Raw genomic sequence first — 20,231 nt, forward strand, 5'->3', positions numbered from 1 at the left:
GCCGCCGCCGGTTGATATTTGAACATTTGTACTGTTTCGCATAAAATAACCTTCGTCAAGAATTTAATGCGAAGCGGTACAAAATATGAAGGACGAGAAGAAGCGCGGCCGCCCACGGGCCTTCGACGCCAAGGCAGCGCTCGGCAAGGCGCGGGATGTCTTTTGGGACAGGGGCTTTGCCGCCGCCTCGCTGGACAATCTCAGTGCCGCGACCAACCTCAACCGCCCAAGCCTTTACGGCGCCTTTGGCGATAAGGAGGCCCTCTATCTCGATGCGCTGGAGGCCTATCGGCAGGATGGCATGGACGTCCTGAAGCAGGCGCTCGATCCGTCGCTGCCGCTGCGCGACAATCTCGCGCGCGTCTATGCCGGTGCTTTGGCGATCTATCTGCATGGCGAAACCGCCGCCCGCGGCTGTCTGCTGATTGGCACCGCTTCGGTCGAGGCTGTCGAACATGAGCGTGTTCGCGAGGTGCTCGGCCGCAGCCTGAATGATTTCGACGGTGAGATCGAAAAGCGCATGCGCATTGCCGTTGAAAGGGGCGAGCTTCCCGAAAGCGCCGACCCGCTGGCGCTGGCAAGGCTCGCTTCCGCCGTCATGCATTCGCTCGCCGTGCGCGCCCGCGCCGGCGACAGCCGCGAAACGCTGGAGGCGATCGCCCGCTCAGGCGTCGAGCTGATCTGCGGAAGCACGCATGTTTGATGTCTCCGTATCCCTCGGCCGTACCGCCCAGGCATAGGCGGCACCCGCCAGAAGCAGCAGCGAGGTGCCGAGGAAAACTGCCCGCATGCCGATATGCCCGCCGACGAAACCGCCGAGGACAGGGCCGGCCACCTGGCCGACATATTGCGAGGAGACGGAAAGCCCGAGAATGCTGCCGGCGGCGCTGTCGGGCACGCTATGGCGGATGACGGCGGTGATGCAGGGCAGAAGCCCGCCGAGGGCTGCCCCCATCAGGAAACGCAGGAGGATTAGCTGCCAGGAACTGGTGACGAAGGCCTGCGGGATCAGTAGCAGGCCCGCGACGGCGAGCGCGCCTGCTATGACCGGCCAGTGGCCGATCCTGTCGGCGAGCCTGCCGAGCCAGGAGGCTGAAAGAATGCTGCCGAGGGCGGCAGCCGACATGACGAGACCGGATATCATCGTCACTTGCGCTTCGACGGGGACGATCTCGGCGACATAGACGGTGATGATCGGTTCGATCGACATATTGGCGAGCATCAGCAGCATGCCGGTCGCCAGCATGGCGATAACAGGCCGCCTGTCGGCGATGGACTTCCAGCCGCCGCTCGCCTTGGCCGCCCGGCTGCGGGCTGGCGACTTCTCCTCCTTGATCAGCAAGGTGGTGGCGAGAAAGGCGAAAAAGATCATGCCGCCGGCGGCGAGAAACGTGCCGCGGATGCCGATGATCGGCGGCAGAGCTCCGCCGATCAGCGGCCCGACGAGATTGCCGGCCATGATGCCGGAGGAGAGCACGCCGAGCGCCCAGGCGGAGCGGTCCTTCGGCGTCTGCGTCGCCACCAGCACCATCGAGCCGGAGGAGTAGCCGCCGGCAAGCCCGACGAACAGGCGTAGCGCCACCAGTTGCCAGACATTGCCGGCCATGCCCATCAGCGAAATCGCCAGCGTCATGCCGAGGCTGGCGCGCACCAGCATCAGCTTGCGGCCGTAGATGTCGCCGAGCCGCCCCCAGAGCGGCGCAACGAGGGCCGCGGCAAGAAAGGTGGCGCCATAGGCGATGCCCGACCATTGCACGATCGCCGCATGGTCGGTCACGCCGAGTTCCTCGACATAGAGCGGCAGGAAGGGAAGCAGCAGCGTCATCGCCACGATCGTGGTGAAGGAGCCGATCAGCGAGACGGCAAGGTTGCGCTTCCAGTAGATCGAGCCAAGCTTAACCCCGGCGCCCCATTGTGTGTCTGTCATTCCTTGCATCGATCCTGTAGCGCAATCGCGCCGCAATCTGGATCATTTCTCGGAAAAGTGCTAGGACATATCCGATTGCGTAATGCAATCAGTCAATCGGAGGACATGCCATGAACGCCATGATCCCGACACGGGAGCAGACCGTCCGTGATCTCTACGCCGCCTATCTCGCTGACCGCAAGGATATTGCCGGCGCGATGCTGACGGAGGATTTCACCTTTTCCAGCCCGCGCGACGATCATATCGATCGAGCCGCCTATTTCGAGCGCTGCTGGCCAAAGGAGCCGCTCTTCCGCGCGATCCACATCGAGTTCCTGGCGATAAACGGCGATGAGGCTGCTGTCCGCTACCGCGCTGAAAAACTGGACGGCGGAAGCTTCGCCAACATGGAAAGCCTTCGTTTCAGCGGCGACAGGATCGCCGCCGTAGAGGTCTATTTCGGCCGCAATCTCTGACCCGCCGAAACGGCATTAGAAGATCCGCAACGCCGACGTCGTGATGATGACCATCGAGACCGCCACCATCAGCGCCCGCACCGGCAGGCGCTTGACGAGGATGGCGCCGAAAGGGGCGGCGATGACGCCGCCGATGATGAGGCCGATTGCCGAATTGAGCTCAGACCAGCCGAGCGTCACGACGAAGGTGATCGAAATCGTCAGCGTCACCGCGAATTCGGTGAAATTCGTCGAGCCGATCACCCGCTTCAGATCATGGCCGCGCCCGATCAGCGTGCTGGTGACGACAGGACCCCACCCGCCGCCGCCGATCGCGTCGAGCAGGCCGCCGCAAAAGCCGACGGGCGGCACGGCCCAGTCGCGCACCTCGCGCCTGATCTGCGGTCGGAAGGCCTTGTAGAGGATCAGGAGGCCGATCGCGATCAGATAGGCCGACACGAAGGGCTCGATCACCTTGCCGTCGATATTGGCAAGCAGAGTGGCGCCGATCGCGCCGCCGATCATGCCGGCCGGGGCGAGACGCGCCACCAGCCGCCAGTCGACATTGCGATGATAGGCATGCGACAGGCCTGATGCCGCCGTCGTGAACATTTCCGTGACATGCGTCATGGCGCTGGCATTGGCCGCCGGCACCCCAAAAGCCAGCAGGCTCGTCGTCGACAGCACGCCGAAGGCCATGCCGAGCGCGCCGTCGACGATCTGCGCGCAGAAGCCGACAGCGATGAAGAAGAAGATATCCGATGTCATGCGGTCCCCTCAGGTGAACGGTAGCATCAGGATCGGCGATGCGGAAAAATCTTCTGGTGTCAGGAGGAAAAGCCGCGCTGCTTCAGGCGGACGATCTTGAAAAAGCCGTTCGGAAAAACCGGCAGAATATCGGTTGTTGAAAAATCGCCGCGACGCTCGGCCCAGGCGACGATGCGGTGGATTCGGAAGGCGGACGACCAGCCGATGTGGCGCACCAGCGGCGCCACCGCCGCCTCGATCACACCTTGCAGACCCGCGCCGTCGCCGAGCTTGCTTGCCAGGATGATCTCGCCGCCCGGCCGTAGCACCCGGGCACATTCGTCCAGCGCCCGCTCGGGCTCGGGAATGAGGGTGATGACGAAGGGCAGGCAGACCACGTCGAAGGAATTCTCGGCAAAGCGCAGCGCATGCGCATCCATCACCTCGAGCGCCTGCACATGCTGAAGGTTTTCGCGCCGCACCTTTTCGCGCGCCCGCGCGATCATATGTTCGGAAATGTCGATGCCTGTCACCCGGCATCGGTTGGGATAGTGGGCGAGCGTCAGGCCGGTGCCGACGCCGATTTCAAGAATATCGGTGCCGGCCGCGGCGGCAAATGCGGCCAGCTTGCGGTGGCCGTCGCGCAGGATGCCGCGATAGACGCGATCATAAACCGGTGCCCAGCGCTGATAGATTTTCTGCTGATCTTCCGCCCTGTTGCGACGCTCCGACATGCCTGACCCTCCCTGCGCATGAACCTGAGAATCGGAATCGATTTTCGGAGTAAATCATGCGTTTGTCGCAAACATAGAGCGCCTGAGCGCCTCTCACAGAGGCGCGGCGCTCCAAAAACTGAGAACTTCAACTCCTGAGAGCGGGGTTGGGTTCCGCTCGGAATGTGACTGAAGTCACCAACCGCCACGGTGGCCGGCTATCTCACTGACGTGAACCCGAGCTTCTCAGCATCCATCGCGCTGCCGATCTCGACCGATTTCTCCTGCTTGTCATAGACGCAGATCTGGACGATGAGCCCCTTGGCCCCTTTCGGCTTTCCCGTCACCAGGGCCAGCCCGTAATGCGAGGTGCCGAAGGGATCGACGGCGGCCTTCGGCTTCTCGATCGCGACCGCGGCCTTCCTGCACTTGGCTTCCACGTCGGCTGCCAGCTGTTCCCAGGCCTCGTCCGAAGAGGCACGGGCCGCAGTGACAAGAAACGGAAGCGCGGCAATGGCAAGATGCGGGATTATATTCCTTTTCATATCTGATCTCCATTGTGTCTGTTGCCGGTGTAAGCGGTTTTGGCGGCGGCATGGCGGGCGATTTGCGCGCTTGAATCTCGCCCTGAAACTGAGGCAAATTTTCCTCCGTCCGATCGTTTTTTGATATTTCGCCGGTTGCCTCTCCTCCTTTCCCCTCCTATGTTCCGCCTCACCTGCCGAGGACGCAATCTATTGCCAAGAGGAGATCTGACATGGCTTTCGAATTGCCTGAACTTCCCTATGATTACGAAGCGCTTGCCCCCTTCATGTCGAAGGAAACGCTGGAGTTTCACCACGACAAGCACCACAAGGCCTATGTCGACAACGGCAACAAGCTCGCCGCCGAAGCCGGCCTTTCGGATCTCTCGCTCGAAGAGGTCGTGAAGAAGTCTTTCGGCACGAATGCCGGGCTCTTCAACAACGCTGCCCAGCACTACAACCACATCCATTTCTGGAAGTGGATGAAGAAGGGCGGCGGCGGCAACAAGCTGCCGGGCAAGCTCGAAGCGGCCTTTGCCTCCGATCTCGGCGGCTATGACAAGTTCAAGGCCGATTTCGCCAATGCCGGCGCCACCCAGTTCGGCTCCGGCTGGGCCTGGGTTTCCGTCAAGAACGGCAAGCTCGAAATCTCCAAGACCCCGAACGGCGAAAACCCGCTCGTTCACGGCGCCATCCCGATCCTCGGCGTCGACGTCTGGGAACACTCCTATTACATCGACTATCGCAACGCGCGTCCGAAGTATCTCGAAGCCTTCATCGATAGCCTGATCAACTGGGACTACGTCCTGGAGCGCTATGAAGCAGCCACGAAGTAAGCGACTTCGCCCAATTCGACACCCGGCGTCGCAAACGCCGGGTGTTTTCTTTTTGCATAAAGCCGTCACAGCCCTGTCATCGGCCGCTCTTAAGCACGCCCCATGTCGTCCTCTGCTGTTCCCCTGTTCCGCTTCGGCATCATCGCCGACCCGCAATATGCGGCGGTCGCCCCACACGCGGCCATGGAGCGCTATTACGCCAACAGCCTGACCAAAGTCGCCGAGGCGATCGAGATCTTCAACGGCGAGAACTTGAGCTTCGTCATGACGCTCGGCGACGTCATCGACCGCAGCTTCGCCAGCTTCGACGACATCCTGCCTGTCTACGGCAAGCTGAGGCACGAGGCGCTCTTCCTGCTCGGCAATCACGATTTCTCCGTCTCCGCGGGGCATCTGTCCGAAATAGCCGCTCGTCTCGGCATGCCGTCTCCCTATTACAGCTTCTCCCGTCACGGGTGGCGCTTCATCGTCCTCGACGGCAACGAGGTCAGCACCTTCGCGCCGCCGGAAAACCATCCTCATCGCGCTCTTGCCGCACGGATGCTGGCGGAGCTGCAGGCCAAAGAGGCGGCGAACGCCCATCACTGGAACGGTGCGTTGAGCGACGAGCAATTCGCCTGGCTCGGTGATGAGATCGCCAACGCGGCTGCCGCCGGCGAGAAGGTCATCGTCATGAACCACTATCCGGTGTATCCGCCGGGTGAGCACGGCATGTGGGACAGCGAGCGCGTCGTCGCGCTGCTCGCCTCGCAGCCCCATGTCGTCGCCTATCTCAACGGCCACGACCATGTCGGCAATTACGGCAAGGCCGGCGCCTGTCACTTCGTCAACTTCAAGGGCGTGGTCGACACCGAGAACCAGAACGCTTTCGCCATCGTCGAGCTGCACCCCAACCGCATCGAGATCCGCGGTTTCGGCCGAGAGGAAAGCCGCACGCTGGTTTATTAGACTGCGACCGGGGCCGGCACGTCTTTTCATCCTGCTCAGGCTTGTGCCACTCTGCCGTCAGATCAGTGCAATAGCTGCCCCTCACCCTAACCCTCTCCCCGTAAACGGGGCGAGGGGACGTGCCATACCAGAGGTTGATGAGGAACGGAGGGGCCGCGGCATATCCCCTTCGCCCCGTTTACGGGGAGAAGGTGCCGGCAGGCGGATGAGGGGCACGTCGACGCGCATGTGAGCGTCGATGATCGGCCATGCGGCTGATTCACGCAGACACAGCCTTCTCCGTCCACCCGCTCGTCCACAAATCCCGCAGCCGGTCGCCGTCGCCCTTGAAGAAATCGTCGGCCTCCTCGCAACCCTCCACCCGGTCGCTGCGGAAATTGCGGATCGCCTGTCGCAACTCGCACCATGCGACGATATTGGCGGTCTGCGAATAATAGATCAGCGCGATCGGCTGGATCGTCCGTTCGCTGGCGCGGCCGAGTTCGTCGCGGTAGGCGAGCATCAGCTTGCGTTCGTCGCGGATCGCCCGGCGCACGACCGCAAGGTCGATGGCAGCCGGCTGCGCGGTCGAGCCCCAGGCATAAAGCGCCTTGCTGTTCATCGCCTCACGAAGCGGCCCCGGCACGGCGCCTGATATCTTCTGGTTGACCCTGCGGGCGGCCTGCTTCAGCTCCTCGTCGGCCGTGCGTTCGAGCAGCGCCAGCGACAGAACGATCGCCTCCATCTCCTCGATCGAGAACATCAGGGGCGGCAGGTCGAAGCCCGGCCGCATGATGTAGCCGATGCCGCGACCGCCTTCGATCGGCACCCGCATTGCCTGGAGGGCGGCAATGTCGCGATAGATCGAGCGCACGGTCACTTCGAGCGTCTCGGCCATGACAGCGGCCGTCATCGGTTTTCTGGCGAGCCTCAGGATCTGAATGATCTCGAAAAGCCGCGAGGCCTTGCGCATTTTGCCACTCCATTTCTCACGCTCCTGACAATACACTGTCAGTTGGGTTTGCGTATAGAGCCGCCTATCGGATTGAAATCAATCGGTGTCTTTTGAAAATGGCCCGTGGAACTGAAGGTGGCAACTGACATGAATTACCATGAAAACCTCTGGCTCTTCTTTACCCTTCTCTTCGGCATCATCATCGTGCCGGGCATGGACATGCTCTTCGTGCTTGCCAACGCGCTGACCGGCGGTATCAGGCGGGGGCTCGCGGCAACGGGCGGCATCATGGCGGGCGGTGCCGTGCATTCGGCCTATGGTGCGGCCGGCATCGGCGTGCTCGTCACCATGCTGCCGCAGCTCTTCAACCTGCTGCTCTTTGCCGGCGTCGCCTATATGATCTGGATTGGCGTTTCGCTGATGCGCAGTTCGATCACCGTCGGGGCGGTCGGACCGGCGACGGCGCGCTCCGGCTGGCGCGCCTTCCGCCAGGGCGCCGTAACATGTCTCCTCAATCCCAAGGCCTATATTTTCATGTTCGCCGTCTACCCGCAGTTTCTCAAGCCTGAATATGGCCCGATCTGGCTGCAGGGGCTGATCATGGGCGCCATGACCGTCGTCACGCAGTTTGCCGTTTACGGAACGCTGGCGATGACGGCAGGCCGCAGCCGCGATCTGCTGGTGGCAAATCCCGACGCCACGGCCTTTGTCGGCCGCTGCGCCGGACTGCTGTTGGTTGCGGTCTCCGCCTTCAGCCTGTGGCAAGGCTGGAAAACCGCCTGAGCCGCCGGTTATCACATTGTTTTTATGACCCTCCGGCAAAACGTGACTGCCTGGACGCATGGATTTTGTCATGCTGCCGGTGCAGATTGGCCAGCGGCCGCCCTGGCCTCAAGAAAACGGAGAGGAAATATGAATTGGAAAGCAGTAGCTGCCGCCGCAGCGATCGCCGCCATCGCCTTCGGTTCGGTGACCGCCGCCGATGGTACCCATGATTCGCGTATTGCGCTGATGAAGAAGATCGGCGGCTCGGCGGGCGCCATGGCCGCCATCGCCAAGGGCGAGAAGCCCTATGATGCCGAGACGGTAAAGTCGGCGCTGACGACGATCGCCGCCACCGCCAAGGTTTTCCCCGATCAGTTCAAGCCGGGCAGCGATAAGAACGATCCCGAGGTCAGCCCGAAGGTCTGGGAAAACATGGACGACTTCAAGGCGCGCGCCGCAAAGCTCTCGACCGACGCGGAAACCGCCCTCGCTCAGCTCCCGGCCGATGCCGCCGGTGTCGGTGCCGCGCTCAATACGCTCGGCGCCAATTGCGGTGGCTGTCACAAGGCCTATCGTATTAAGGAATGATAGCCCGGCCTGAGCAATTTCCGCCGGCGCGGATCGTCTGATTTGCGATCGACGGCGGGTCACGTCGGCAACAGGGGAGGCGGCGCATGGTCCGCAGGTTCATCCGGTTACTGCTCTGTCTGATCGGCGTCGCCTTTCTCGGCGGCGGCGCCGTCTATGTCGTTACCGCGCCCGATCCGCTGCCGGAGAGCCATTGGGCCGGCCTCGGCGCGCCGGATCCGGTAAACGGTGAGATGGTCTTCTGGGCGGGCGGATGCGTCAGCTGTCATTCAGCACCCGGTTCCGAAGGCGATGCCAGGCTGACGCTGGCGGGCGGTCTGGCGCTGAAGAGCCCTTTCGGCACCTTCCACGTGCCGAACATTTCGCCGGATGAAAAGGCCGGCATCGGCGCCTGGACGCTCGCCCAATTCGGCAATGCGATGAAGCGGGGCGTCGGTCCGGACGGAGAGCATCTTTACCCGTCTTTTCCCTATGGTTCCTATTCCCGCATGAGCGACAAGGACGTCAACGATCTCTTCGCCTTCCTGAAGACCCTGCCGAGGAGCGCCAACGTCGCCCCCGCGCATGAACTGCCCTTTCCCTACAATATCCGCCTTGCGCTCGGCGGCTGGAAATTCCTCTATTTTAACGATCAGCCGCGCGTCGCGCTCGCCAAGAGCGACGACAAGATCAAGCGCGGGCAATATCTCGTCGAAGGCCCCGGCCATTGCGGCGAGTGTCACACGCCGCGCGACGCGCTCGGCGGCTTCCAGGCCGATCTGTGGCTCGCCGGCGCGCCTAATCCGGAGGGGAAGGGGCGCATACCTGATATCACCCCAACTTCGAAGAGCATCGGCAACTGGAGCGAGGCGGATATCGCCAACTATCTCGAAACCGGCTTCACGCCCGATTTCGATTCCGTCGGCGGTTCGATGGTCGATGTGCAGCACAATATCGCCCGCCTGCCGGCTGCCGACCGCGAGGCGATCGCCGCCTATCTCAAGGCCGTGCCGGGACGTTAAAGCGGCGGTGCGTCCATTGGGACGGACGAGGACGCTTGTTCAAATTGTTTAAAGCGAGGTGGGACCCGGCATCAGATCATAGGGGTGGCGCCAGCCTGGCATGCTGCTGATCCGGTCTTTCCAGGCTGCGATCGCCGGATAGGCGCTGTGATCGATCCCGGTTTCCTCCGGCATGAAGACGTAGCCTGCCAAGGAGAGGTCTGCGATTGTCAGCCGGTTGCCGACCATAAAGGCTCGGTGGGCAAGGTGGCCGTCGACAATTGCATAGGCAGCCTTGGCCCGCAGCCTCAAAAACTCGACGACCGGCGTCTCGCCGCTCTTCTGAAGGCCATAGATGAACCGCAACGTCGCGTAATAGCTCGTGAATTTATGGTTGTCGAAAAGGATCCAACGCATGATCTCGCGCCGTTCTTCGGCTGACTGCGCCCCGAACTGCCCCGTCACCTCTGACAAGTAGTCGAGGATAACCCCCGATTGGCTGATCTTAGTTTGCCCATGTTCGAGCACGGGCGCCTCGCCCTGTTCGTTCATGGTTTCGCGCCATTGTTCGGTTCGCGTTTCACCGCCGAGATAATCGACGAAAATGCTCTCCCACTCGATGCCGGCAAGGGCGAAGAAGAGGGCGACCTTGTAGGCGTTCCCCGAGAGAGCGAAGCAATGGAGTTTGAAGTCAGGCATGAAATCTCCTCATCAACACAGACTTAGACCCGCGACGCGGGTTAAGCGATCGACTGCATGTAACGCATGCCGGTCACCGGTCTCGGCGTGAAATCCATCTGTTCGTAGAAGCGGTGGGCGAGCACATTGCCGGTCGCGGCGCTGACGGAGAGATAGCCGCAGCCGGCATTGCGCGCCGTCTCGCGGGCGCGGTCGACGAGCAGCTGACCGGTGCCGTGGCCGCGATGGCCGTCGCGCACGAAGAGATGGTGCAGGTCCATGCCGCGTTTGCCTTCCTGCGCCCTGTAGAGCGGCACGAGAATCGCGTAGCCGATCAGCCCTTCGCCGGTTTCGGCAATAAGTGCGGTGATCCAGGGCAGCGGGCCGAACAGGTCGCGCTCCAATTGCTCCGGCGTCGTCGCGGCCGCGTCGCCATGATGGGCGGCAAGCAGCGCGATCATCTCGTTGAGCTCGGGCAGGTCGCGCGGTTTGGCGGCGCGGATCGTCACCACCGATGGGCGCATCAGTGAAATTTCGCTGTCTTCGATTTCAGTCATGGTTTTCGCGTCCTTTGATAATCTGCCGTCAGGACGCTGCCGATACAACAAAGCCGCCTGACGGCGGCTTGTTGACAATATGATCTGTCCGGCCGCCCTTTACAGGTACAGCCAAAAATACGAGCGGCTCTGGTGCACGTTCTTGATCATGCAGCATCCATCGCCGCAAATGCGGCATTTGTCAATGGCGTGAGCGCGTGACGTTGAAACATCTCAGACCTTGAATCCAGCCGAGAACCTCAATAGGATACCCCCCTATGCTACATGAAGGTCCGCGATGTCTCACACCACCCTGCAGAAGAAGAAGCTTGTTGCCCGCGTCAGCCGCCTGAAGGGGCAGCTGGAAGCGGTCGAGCGGGCGCTCGAGGCTGAACGCCCCTGCGGCGAAATCCTGCAACTGCTCGCCTCCATTCGGGGCGCGCTGACCGGGCTGACCGGCGAGGTTTTGGATGATCACCTGCGCGAGCACGTGCTCAATGCCGAGGACGACAGAGCCCGGGCCGAGGCGGTCGAAGAAATATCTGAAGTGCTGAGAACCTATATCCGCTGATGAGAGAAGGACCCTGGGAATGAATGCCGGGATCGGGAAAGTCGAAGTGAAAGCCCTCGAACACGATCATGTGTTCCTCGGGGCCGATCATTTGCGCAACGAGCGGCGCATCTGGCTGGTGATTGCGCTGACGGCGGTGATGATGGTGGCGGAAATCGCCGCCGGCACCGTCTACGGCTCCATGGCCCTCGTCGCTGATGGCTGGCATATGTCGACCCATGCCAGCGCTCTTTTGATTTCTGCGCTCGCCTATCTCTTTGCCCGCCGGCAGGTGCGCAATCCGCGCTTCACCTTCGGCACCGGCAAGCTCGGCGATCTCGCCGGCTTCGCCAGCGCCATTGTCCTTGCCCTGATCGCCCTGCTGATGGCCTGGGAGAGCCTGCTGCGCCTCTCCAATCCGGTGCCGATCGGCTTTGCCCAGGCAATCGCCGTCGCGGTCATCGGCCTTGCCGTCAATCTCGCCAGCGCCTGGCTGCTGGCCGGCGGCGGTCATGCCGCGCATGGACATCATGCGCACGCGCATGGCCATCACGCGCATGGGCACCACGCACACCATCACGGCCATGGCGGTCACGGTGACCATGCCCACCATCACGCAGAGGCCGGCGACAACAATATCCGCGCTGCCTATCTGCATGTGATGGCCGATGCGCTCACGTCAGTGCTCGCCATCGCGGCGCTCACCCTCGGCAGCCTCTATGGCTGGCTTTGGCTCGATCCCATCATGGGCATCGTCGGCGGCCTGGTCATCGCCAATTGGTCCTGGAGCCTGCTGAAATCGTCGGGCGGCGTCCTTCTCGACATCATGCCCGAAGGCGAGAGCCTGCCGGGCGAAATCCGCCAGGCGATCGAGACAGAGGAGGATCGGATCACCGACCTGCATGTCTGGCAGGTCGGCCCCGGCCATCATGCAGCGATCGTCGCGGTCGTCACCTCGCAGCCGCGCGATCCGGCCTTTTACAAGGACAGGCTTTCGGCGCTGGAAGAATTGTCGCATGTGACGGTCGAGGTCACGCGCGCCGCCTGATTGCTGCGGGCGGAGAACGAAATCGCTGCTACTCAACAAGGGTGCAGCGGCTGACAACAAGGTTGCAGCGGCCGACAACAAGTTGCGGCGGGGACGAGATGCCGCCGCAATCGGTCCTTAGCTCTATTCTCCGAATCGTCGGAGGAATTCATGGATCCCAGCCTTACTCGCCGCATGCTGATCGGCTCGGCACTCTGCCTGCCTGCTTTGGGCCTGTCCACGCTGGCGCTTGCGGCCAATGCACAGGAAACTGCGGGGGAGGGCGACGACAATATCGAGCGTCGCCTGGCCGCGCTGGAAAAGCGCACCGGCGGACGCCTCGGCGTCTCGGTGCTCGACACCCAGACGAGCATTTCCTTCGGCTATCGCGGCAGCGAAGCTTTTCCGATGTGCAGCACCTTCAAGGCGCTGGCGGCAGGCTTCGTCCTTGCCCGCGTCGACAAGGGGCAGGAGAGCCTCGAGCGCCGGGTGACCTACGGCAGGGACAAGCTCGTCGACTATTCGCCGCTCAGCGAAAAACACGCCGGTGCCGACGGCATGACGATCGCCGAACTCTGCGAGGCGGCGGTAACGGTCAGCGACAACACCGCCGGCAACCTGCTGCTCGAAAGTTTCGGCGGCCCGCCGGCACTGACCGACTGGCTGCGCTCGATCGGCGACGGCACCACGCGTCTCGACCGCACCGAACCGACACTGAACGAGGGTCGCAAGGACGATCCGCGCGACACCACGGCACCGGATGCGATGCTCGATACGCTCGGCAATCTGACGCTCGGCTCGGTGTTGACCGGGGCCTCTTGCGACAAGCTGATCGCCTGGCTGGTGGCGAGCACCACGGGTAAGGAAAGGCTGCGGGCCGGCTTGCCTGCCGATTGGAAGGTCGGCGACAAGACCGGCACCGGCCCGAACGGCTCCCTCGGCGACATCGCCGTCATCTGGCCGCCGGACCGTGGGCCGATCGTCGCTGCCGTCTATATCGCCGAAGCGACGGCGCCGATGAAGGATCTCAACCCGATCTTTGCCGAAGTCGGCAGGATGATCACCGAGATGGTGTGATGTGTTAAATCGCTTCAGAAGCAATTGATTACCGCATCGACATCAAGTTCGTGATCAGGCCCGCTTTGATTTCGAGCACGGGCCGATTGGCCTCCGGATGACCGATGTCTCTCAACTGATCGGGTGTCAGCTCGGCCAGTCGTTGCCGGCTCACGACCGCCCGTCGCCACGCCTGCAGGCCAGCGATCAGGTTTGCGATGATGTTCATGGGGCCAGCCACCTGGTTTGTCGGCGCGCTGACGATGGGCTGTGTTTCCGTATGAGCCATTTCCGATCTCCACTTGTGATGTGCGGGTGGAAATCTGCCATACGAGCGTTTTCGGCCTGTTCGGCTGAGCGTGAACCGGGAAGAAAACTTCGACAAGCCGCCGCTAAATCGGTGTTAAATCCGTCTTCCCAAATGCTATTCTGCGAGCGGCGGTTCAAAGTCTGGGGGCTTTCTATGCGCATCAGGTTGCTAGGCGGTCTCGAGGTCATCTCCGGAGAAGGCCGGCCAGTCCGCTTCGCCACGCGCAAGACGTCGCTGCTGTTTGCTGCCCTGGTGTTGGCAGGCCGCCGCGGCTGCCGCAGGGAGGTGCTGTCCGAAGCCTTCTGGCCGGGACGAGGTAATGAGCAGGCCCGCAATAGTTTGCGGCAGGCGCTGGTCGACATCAGGCGGTCGTTCCCGGCGAGCAGTGACGGCACCGTCTCTATCGAAGGGGATCAGGAGACGGTGGCGCTTTTCGTCGATCCCGATCAAGCCGACATTTCGCTCTTCGACCGGAAGCTGGGGACGGGGGCGAGCGCAGATCTCGCCTCCGCAGCGGATCTCTACCGCGGCGATCTGCTTGAAGGCGAGTCCATTCCGGATGAATTGGCTGAGTGGTTCGCACCGTACCGAAGCACATATCAGCGCAAGGCGCTGCAGCTCGTGGAACGTTTGAGCCTTGCCCTCTTGGAAGCAGGCTCCGCGGAAGAACCGCCCTGTGAAGCGCTTGCCGAGAGGCTTCTCGCCTCTGACCCGACGGCGGAGGGTGCTCACAGGGCGTTGATGCGGATCCACACTCTCCGCGGCCACGAGAACATGGCCTTGCGCCAGTTCGAGACCTGCCGAGCTCTCCTGAAGAAGCATCTGGATGTCGAACCCGAAGCGGAGACATCGTCCCTGGCTGCCTCGCTGCAACCGCGGCAGCGATCCGGTGATCGGCGGGCCGCGGCCGCAGTCGAGCCGCAGCTGCAGGTCTTCTCCGCTCCGACGAAACATCATGATCGGCCATCCCTTGAGGTGTTGCCGTTTCAGAATTTGAGCGGCGATGTGGAGCAGGAATATTTTGCCGACGGCATCGTGGAGGATATCACCATCGCTCTTGCGCAGTTCCGTCACCTCTATGTCATCGCCCGCAATTCGAGCTTCACCTACAAGGGGCAGGCCGTCGACATAAAGCGGGTCGGGCGCGAGCTGGACGTGGACTATGTGGTCGAGGGAAGCGTGCGCCGCGCGGGCGACCGGCTTCGTATCGCCGGACAACTCATCGACACCTCGACCGGCGCGCATCTCTGGGCAGACCGTTTTGACGGAACTTTGGCGAACCTGTTCGATCTGCAGGATCAGGTCGCATCCAGCATTGTCGGCGCAATAACGCCGAAAGTGGAAGAGGCGGAGATCGAGCGGGCTAAACGCAAGCCGACCGAGAGCCTCGACGCCTATGACTATTATCTCCGCGGGCTGGCGGCCTTCGACCGGACGGTGACCAATAGATCAGTCGTCGACGAGGCTCTGCGGCTATTCATGAAGGCAATCGACCGCGATCCGGATTTTGCCATCGCCCACGCCCGGGCGGCGCGATGCTACGCGACCCGCAAGAGCAATGGCTGGATGATCGATCCGGCCAACGAAATTGCCGAGGCGACCCAACTGGCGAGAAGAGCCGTCGAACTCGGCTGGGACGATGCAGTCGCGCTCACCTATGGCGGATATGTGCTCGGTTATGTCGGCGGCGACCTCGATGACAGCGCGGCTTGCATCGATCGCGCGCTCTTCCTCAACCCGTACCTGGCCGTTGCCCTGGGCGTCAGCAGTTGGGTGCGAGCCTGCCTCGGCGAGCCGGACAAGGCCGTCGAACATGCTGCCCTCGCCATGAGGCTGAGCCCCGTGGATCCGCGCCTGTTTGCCTGGCAGTTCAACACCGGCCTGGCTCACTTCTGCGCCGGTCGTTACGAGGACGCCGCCGTCTGGGCCGCAAAATCGTTGCGCCATCAGCCGAATTACCCGAGCGCGATGCGGGTGATGGCGGCGGGCCAAGCCATGGCCGGGCGGAAAGCGGAAGCAGGGGAAACGATTGCGCGCCTGCGCTTGCTGGATCCGGCGCTTCGGCTTTCGAACCTCGCCGATATTCTCCCACCGTTCCGGCGACCGGATGACCGCAACCGCTATATAGAGGCGCTTCGTATGGCGGGGTTGCCGGAGTAGGCATGCGGCGAAGGAGACCTCTGCCCCATTCGCTTTCCGCTCCGCTGGTGCCCGTCGTGCCGCCGACTATGTCGCCGAGGCCGGCGATAGAGGCTCCCGGCATCCGCTTTTTGCTTGACCCGAGCATCCATGCACCTGACTTCAGGGTGGGTTTCGCCGGACGTCACCTCTCCAGTCGGCGCCCGCAGCATGGATCGCCGGGTCAGGCCCGCCGATGACGGAATGTGAGGGAAACGCGGGTGATCGAAACGCTCCACTTTCCGTGGGGCTCATGCGGCGGCCGCATGGAGCTCGCGAGAAGATTTCCCATCACGGTAGCGTATACGCGATCACGTAATCGCCGGGCGTGGTGCCGACCGAGCCGTGGCCGCCGGCGACCATGACGACATATTGCTTGTTGTCGTCGGTCGTATAGGTCATCGGCGTCGCCTGGCCGCCGGCCGGAAGGCGCGCCCGCCAGAGCTCGCGCCCGTTGGTCACGTCATAGGCGCGCAGGTAGTTGTCGACCGCCGCGCCGAGAAAGGCGAGTCCTCCTTTGGTCAGCATCGGCCCGCCGATGCCGGGCACGCCCACCTTGAAGGGCAGCGGCAGCGGCGTCATGTCATGGACGGTTCCGTTCTTGTGCATATAGGCGATCTCGCCGGTGCGCAGGTCGACTCCGGCGACATAGCCCCATGGCGGCGCCTGGCAGGGGATCTGCAGCGGTCCGAGGAAGGGACCCATGAAGACGCCGTAGGGTGCGCCGTCATTGCGGTTGAGCCCCTGTTCGCTGCCCTTCTCGTCCTGTCCTCGCGGCGGAATGTCGGCGGCCGGCACCAGGCGCGAGGTGAAGGCGAGATAGGTCGGCATGCCGAACATGATCTGCCGCTCCGGATCCACAGCCACCGAACCCCAGTTGAAGGTGCCGAAATTGCCGGGATAGACGATCGTGCCTTTCAGCGACGGCGGCGTGTAGCGGCCCTCGTAGCGGTAGCGGTGAAAGTCGATGCGGCAGAGGAGCTGGTCGAACAGCGATACGCCCCACATGTCCTTTTCCCGAAGCGGCTCGGGCGAGAAGGTGAGGTCGGAGATCGGCTGCGTCGGCGACGTATGATCGCCCGAGACTGCGCCGCCGGGCGCCGGAATCTCCTTGGTCGGGATGATCGGCTCGCCGCTGCGCCGGTCGAGCACATAGAGATCGCCCTGCTTGGTCGGGCCGACGAGGGCGGGAACCACGCTGCCGTCAGGCTTGGTCAGATCGATGAGCGCCGGCTGGGCCGGCACGTCCATGTCCCAGAGGTCATGATGCACCGTCTGGCGCACCCAGCGCAGCTGGCCGCTGGCGATATCGAGCGCGACGATCGAAGAAGAGAATTTCTCGACATTGTCGCTGCGGCCGATGCCGATCTGATCGGGCACCTGGTTACCGAGCGGGATGTAGACCATGCCGAGCGCCTCGTCGACGCTGAAGACCGACCAGCTGTTCGGCGAGTTGGTCGTGTAGGTCTGGCCGTCGGCGATCGGCGTCGTCACGTCGGGATTGCCGGAATCCCAGTTCCAGATCAGTGCGCCGGTCTTGATGTCGAAGGCGCGGATGACGCCGGATTGCTCCTCGGTCGAATAATTGTCGTTCACCGCCCCGCCGATGATGATCTTGCCGGCCACCGCGACCGGCGGCGAGGTGGAATAATAATAGCCGGCCGGATTGAAGCGCATGCCGGTTTCGAGATGCAGCACGCCCTGATCGGCAAAACTGGTGCAGACCTTGCCGTCGGCCGCATCGAGCGCGATCAGCCGGGCGTCTGAGGTCGGCAGGTAGACGCGCTCGGCGCAGGGCTCGCCGGCGGCGGCATCAGGATCGGCATAATAGGTGACGCCGCGGCAGGTCTGGTGCTGCCGGTTGGGATTCATGCCCGAGTTCGAGTCGTATTTCCATTTCTCCTTGCCGGTCTTGGCGTCGAGTGCGATCGCCCAGTTATGCGGCGTGCAGAGATAGAGCGTGTCCTTCACCTTCAGCGGCGTCACCTGATAGGTTGTCTCGCTGATATCCTCCGGCCGCTTGACGTCGCCGGTCTGGTACCGCCAGGCTTCCTTCAAGGTGGAGACATTCTCGACATTGATCTGGTCGAGCGGCGAATAGCGCTGGCCGAACGGCGTGCGGCCATATTGGTGCCATTCGCCGTCCGGCACGCTACCGCCGAAGCTTGGATTGGCGGCGACCGCATCCTTCGGCAGATCGCCGGCCAAATCATGCGGATCCGTCGTCATCGAATAGACGGCGACGAGGATAGCGAGAATGACCGGCACGGCGAGCGGCCAGGGATTAGCGCCGTAGACGATGCCGGTCGGGCTGCGAAAGCCGAGTGGCCGACGGATCCAGGGCGTCAGCAGCCAGAGGCCGAGCAGGATGATGACGCCGCCGCGCGGGCCGAGCTGCCACCAGTCGAATCCCACCTCCCAGATCGCCCAGGCGAGTGCGGCGACCACGAGCACCGCATAGACCCAGAGCGCAACCGCGTTGCGCATCAGCAGCAGCGCTGCGGTGACGAGGAACATCAGGCCGGCAAACAGATAGAAAATGCTGCCGCCGAGCGTGATGAGCCAGAGCCCGCCGCCGCCGAGCGCAACGCCGATGATGATGAAGAGAATGGAGGTGATGACGAGCGCCATAAGGCTGTCTCCCGCGTGGGTTAGCCGGTGGGGGATCAGCGGAAAAGGTCCGCCGGTCAGGCAGATAGAGCGAGGGAGATGCCTTTCAACGGCTGCATTTGCCGCAGGTGGATGTCACGGTACGGTTGTATTGAAGCCGCTTAGGTCCCGCAGAAAGTCTGCAGCACTCGTTCCTCCGGCTTCGGCGGTTCCATATAAGCGGCAAATTCCGGCCGGTCTTCGTACGGCTTCGACAGCACGGTGAGCAGCGCCTCGAACAGCGAGAAATCGCCGTGTTCGACCGCAGCCTCGATCGCCTGTTCGACCCGGTGGTTGCGGGGGATGAAGGCTGGGTTGACGCGGCGCATGGCGCTGGCGCGTTGGGCCGATGTCTGCGGATCGCGCGATAATCTCTCGCGCCACTGCGTGAGCCAGGGGGTGCAGGCTTTCGGTTCCCGGAAGCTCCGGGCAAAGGCGGGCTCTGCGCCGTCGTTGCCCGCCAGATCGGCGAGCCGCCGGAAGGTCAGGGTGAAATCGGCGCCCTGTGCCTGCATCAGCGACAGCAGCGCCTGGACAAGCTCGAGATCGCCATCTTCTTCGCCGGCAAGGCCGATTTTTCTTCGCATGCCGGCAAGCCACTCGGCTTGGAACCGCTCGCCATAGGCGCGGATGATGGCATTGGCCTTGTCGACCGCGCCGTCCGGCTCGGGGCCGATCAGCGGCAGCAGCGTTTCGCCGAGCCGGGCAAGGTTCCACTGGCCGATGGCCGGCTGATTGGCATAGGCATAACGGCCATGCTGGTCGATCGACGAGAAGACGGTCGCCGGGTTATAGACATCCATGAAGGCGCAAGGGCCGAAGTCGATCGTCTCGCCAGATACCGTCATGTTATCCGTATTCATCACGCCATGGATGAAGCCGACATGCAGCCAGCGGGCGATCAGCGCCGCCTGGCGCTCCGCGATAGCCGAAAACAGCGCGAGATGGGGTTCTTCGGCAGCCTTCAGTTCGGGATAGTGGCGGTCGACTACATAATCGGCGAGCGCCCGCACGCCGTCTGTGTCGCCTCTTGCGGCGAAATACTGGAAAGTGCCGACACGGATATGGCTCGCCGCCACCCGGGTGAAAACCGCGCCCGGCAGCACCTCTTCGCGATAGACCGGTTCGCCCGTTGTCACGGCCGCCAGCGCCCGGGTGGCGGGAATGCCGAGCGCGAACATCGCCTCGCTGATGATATATTCTCTGAGCACCGGCCCGATTGCCGCCCGGCCGTCGCCGCGGCGCGAAAAAGGTGTCGGCCCGGCGCCCTTCAGCTGGATATCGAAACGCTTGCCGCTGCGGTCGACCACCTCACCGAGCAGGATCGCCCGGCCGTCGCCGAGCTGCGGCGAGAAGCCGCCGAACTGATGCCCGGCATAGGCCATCGCCAGCGGTTCGGCCCCTTCCGGAACGAGATTGCCGGAAAAGATCGCCGCGCCGTCGCGGCGTAGCGTCTCGACGTCAAGGCCGAGCTCGGCGGCCAACGGTTCGTTCAGCTTGATCAGGCGGGGCTCGGCCACCGGCGTCGGCATTTGCGGCGCAAAGAAGCGCTCGGGCAAGCCGACATAGCTGTTGTCGAACGGAAAGGCCGCACCGGACCGGATTTTCTGAGGGGTCGAGGTCATTGTTCATAGGTAGGGCCGGGGTGGCCCGCGCGCAAGCCGGTCTTGCGCGCCCGGTCGGTCGGCCGTCACGCAGATCATGCCGATGCAAGGAATCGTGATCTGCTTTTACCTCTCGTCAAAGCTGCTTTGCCAGAAAGGCCATAGCCCCGCCATGATCTCGGGCGTATAGCAGATCATCTCCCCTTGGCCTTGTGCCATGTCATCCCCGCGGCCTTGCTGCTTCCTC

The 20,231-nt window shown here is 62.9% G+C and carries 21 protein-coding genes; 11 read left to right on the top strand and 10 right to left on the bottom strand.

Annotated elements, in window-relative coordinates; translation table 11 throughout:
- The first annotated feature begins 85 nt into the window (after nt 1-85).
- Nucleotides 86-703: a TetR/AcrR family transcriptional regulator gene (locus tag ACQ7C1_RS14525; protein WP_430958756.1), complete on the top strand. Its 618-nt coding sequence runs from the start codon at nt 86-88 to the stop codon at nt 701-703.
- Here ACQ7C1_RS14525 and ACQ7C1_RS14530 read toward each other — a convergent pair.
- Nucleotides 665-1,927 carry an MFS transporter gene (locus ACQ7C1_RS14530; protein ID WP_430958757.1) on the bottom strand — a complete coding sequence of 421 codons (1,263 nt, stop codon included), beginning with the start codon at nt 1,925-1,927 and terminating at the stop codon, nt 665-667. The genes ACQ7C1_RS14525 and ACQ7C1_RS14530 overlap by 39 nt on opposite strands.
- Before the next feature lie 110 nt (nt 1,928-2,037).
- On the opposite strand from ACQ7C1_RS14530, the gene ACQ7C1_RS14535 reads away from it, so the two are divergent.
- A complete protein-coding gene (locus ACQ7C1_RS14535; RefSeq protein ID WP_430958758.1) occupies nt 2,038-2,382 on the top strand; it encodes a nuclear transport factor 2 family protein in 345 nt (114 codons plus the stop codon).
- A gap of 15 nt (nt 2,383-2,397) precedes the next feature.
- Here the strand turns inward: ACQ7C1_RS14535 and ACQ7C1_RS14540 are convergent, their stop codons facing one another.
- The 3 genes from ACQ7C1_RS14540 to ACQ7C1_RS14550 all read right to left on the bottom strand — a co-directional run bounded on the left by ACQ7C1_RS14540 (nt 2,398) and on the right by ACQ7C1_RS14550 (nt 4,366).
- Nucleotides 2,398-3,129: a sulfite exporter TauE/SafE family protein gene (locus ACQ7C1_RS14540; RefSeq protein WP_183706347.1), complete on the bottom strand. Its 732-nt coding sequence runs from the start codon at nt 3,127-3,129 to the stop codon at nt 2,398-2,400.
- A gap of 59 nt (nt 3,130-3,188) precedes the next feature.
- On the bottom strand, nt 3,189-3,842 hold the full coding sequence (locus ACQ7C1_RS14545) for a class I SAM-dependent methyltransferase (protein WP_183706349.1): 654 nt from the start codon (nt 3,840-3,842) through the stop codon (nt 3,189-3,191).
- Between the two features lie 197 nt (nt 3,843-4,039).
- Nucleotides 4,040-4,366, bottom strand: a complete 327-nt coding sequence (locus ACQ7C1_RS14550) for a hypothetical protein (protein WP_430958759.1) — start codon at nt 4,364-4,366, stop codon at nt 4,040-4,042.
- Nucleotides 4,367-4,578: 212 nt separating this feature from the next.
- Here ACQ7C1_RS14550 and ACQ7C1_RS14555 point away from each other — a divergent pair, with 212 nt between their 5' ends.
- The gene (locus ACQ7C1_RS14555; protein WP_430958760.1) at nt 4,579-5,181 is read left to right on the top strand and encodes a superoxide dismutase; all 603 of its coding nucleotides are present in this window, start codon (nt 4,579-4,581) and stop codon (nt 5,179-5,181) included.
- 102 nt (nt 5,182-5,283) lie between these two features.
- Nucleotides 5,284-6,129, top strand: coding sequence for a metallophosphoesterase (locus tag ACQ7C1_RS14560; protein ID WP_430958761.1), 846 nt, complete (start codon nt 5,284-5,286; stop codon nt 6,127-6,129).
- 259 nt (nt 6,130-6,388) lie between these two features.
- Here ACQ7C1_RS14560 and ACQ7C1_RS14565 read toward each other — a convergent pair whose 3' ends face one another.
- The gene (locus ACQ7C1_RS14565; RefSeq protein ID WP_097599868.1) at nt 6,389-7,081 is read right to left on the bottom strand and encodes a helix-turn-helix transcriptional regulator; all 693 of its coding nucleotides are present in this window, start codon (nt 7,079-7,081) and stop codon (nt 6,389-6,391) included.
- Nucleotides 7,082-7,210: 129 nt separating this feature from the next.
- Here ACQ7C1_RS14565 and ACQ7C1_RS14570 point away from each other — a divergent pair, with 129 nt between their 5' ends.
- From ACQ7C1_RS14570 to ACQ7C1_RS14580, 3 genes are all read left to right on the top strand, one after another.
- Entirely contained in the window at nt 7,211-7,846 is a 636-nt protein-coding gene (locus ACQ7C1_RS14570) for a LysE family translocator (RefSeq protein WP_430958762.1), read from the top strand.
- Between the two features lie 129 nt (nt 7,847-7,975).
- Complete coding sequence (locus ACQ7C1_RS14575; protein ID WP_183703662.1) at nt 7,976-8,416, top strand: c-type cytochrome; 441 nt, start codon at nt 7,976-7,978, stop codon at nt 8,414-8,416.
- 86 nt (nt 8,417-8,502) lie between these two features.
- Entirely contained in the window at nt 8,503-9,417 is a 915-nt protein-coding gene (locus ACQ7C1_RS14580; protein ID WP_430958763.1) for a c-type cytochrome, read from the top strand.
- A 48-nt stretch (nt 9,418-9,465) separates the two neighbouring features.
- Here the strand turns inward: ACQ7C1_RS14580 and ACQ7C1_RS14585 are convergent, their stop codons facing one another.
- Together ACQ7C1_RS14585 and ACQ7C1_RS14590 are read right to left on the bottom strand one after the other, a co-directional pair.
- Nucleotides 9,466-10,095 (bottom strand): glutathione S-transferase family protein, encoded by a 630-nt coding sequence (locus tag ACQ7C1_RS14585; protein WP_430958764.1) that lies wholly within the window; start codon nt 10,093-10,095, stop codon nt 9,466-9,468.
- A gap of 41 nt (nt 10,096-10,136) precedes the next feature.
- Nucleotides 10,137-10,631, bottom strand: coding sequence for a GNAT family N-acetyltransferase (locus ACQ7C1_RS14590; protein WP_221113218.1), 495 nt, complete (start codon nt 10,629-10,631; stop codon nt 10,137-10,139).
- A 277-nt stretch (nt 10,632-10,908) separates the two neighbouring features.
- Here ACQ7C1_RS14590 and dmeR point away from each other — a divergent pair, with 277 nt between their 5' ends.
- The 3 genes from dmeR to bla all read left to right on the top strand — a co-directional run bounded on the left by dmeR (nt 10,909) and on the right by bla (nt 13,264).
- Nucleotides 10,909-11,181 carry a Ni(II)/Co(II)-sensing transcriptional repressor DmeR gene (gene dmeR / locus ACQ7C1_RS14595; protein WP_430958765.1) on the top strand — a complete coding sequence of 91 codons (273 nt, stop codon included), beginning with the start codon at nt 10,909-10,911 and terminating at the stop codon, nt 11,179-11,181.
- 19 nt (nt 11,182-11,200) lie between these two features.
- Complete coding sequence (dmeF, locus tag ACQ7C1_RS14600) at nt 11,201-12,208, top strand: CDF family Co(II)/Ni(II) efflux transporter DmeF (RefSeq protein WP_430958766.1); 1,008 nt, start codon at nt 11,201-11,203, stop codon at nt 12,206-12,208.
- Nucleotides 12,209-12,358: 150 nt separating this feature from the next.
- Nucleotides 12,359-13,264 (top strand): class A beta-lactamase, encoded by a 906-nt coding sequence (gene bla, locus ACQ7C1_RS14605; RefSeq protein WP_430958767.1) that lies wholly within the window; start codon nt 12,359-12,361, stop codon nt 13,262-13,264.
- Nucleotides 13,265-13,292: 28 nt separating this feature from the next.
- Here bla and ACQ7C1_RS14610 read toward each other — a convergent pair whose 3' ends face one another.
- A complete protein-coding gene (locus ACQ7C1_RS14610) occupies nt 13,293-13,532 on the bottom strand; it encodes a DUF1127 domain-containing protein (protein WP_221113215.1) in 240 nt (79 codons plus the stop codon).
- A 174-nt stretch (nt 13,533-13,706) separates the two neighbouring features.
- Here ACQ7C1_RS14610 and ACQ7C1_RS14615 point away from each other — a divergent pair, with 174 nt between their 5' ends.
- Nucleotides 13,707-15,713: a BTAD domain-containing putative transcriptional regulator gene (locus tag ACQ7C1_RS14615; RefSeq protein ID WP_430958768.1), complete on the top strand. Its 2,007-nt coding sequence runs from the start codon at nt 13,707-13,709 to the stop codon at nt 15,711-15,713.
- 309 nt (nt 15,714-16,022) lie between these two features.
- Here the strand turns inward: ACQ7C1_RS14615 and ACQ7C1_RS14620 are convergent, their stop codons facing one another.
- The gene (locus ACQ7C1_RS14620) at nt 16,023-18,362 is read right to left on the bottom strand and encodes a glucose/quinate/shikimate family membrane-bound PQQ-dependent dehydrogenase (RefSeq protein ID WP_430958769.1); all 2,340 of its coding nucleotides are present in this window, start codon (nt 18,360-18,362) and stop codon (nt 16,023-16,025) included.
- Nucleotides 18,363-18,502: 140 nt separating this feature from the next.
- Entirely contained in the window at nt 18,503-20,005 is a 1,503-nt protein-coding gene (locus ACQ7C1_RS14625; protein ID WP_430958770.1) for a protein adenylyltransferase SelO, read from the bottom strand.
- Nucleotides 20,006-20,231: the final 226 nt, after the last annotated feature.

The organism is Rhizobium sp. Nf11,1, assembly GCF_050587665.1.
In the GTDB taxonomy this organism is placed as follows: domain Bacteria; phylum Pseudomonadota; class Alphaproteobacteria; order Rhizobiales; family Rhizobiaceae; genus Rhizobium.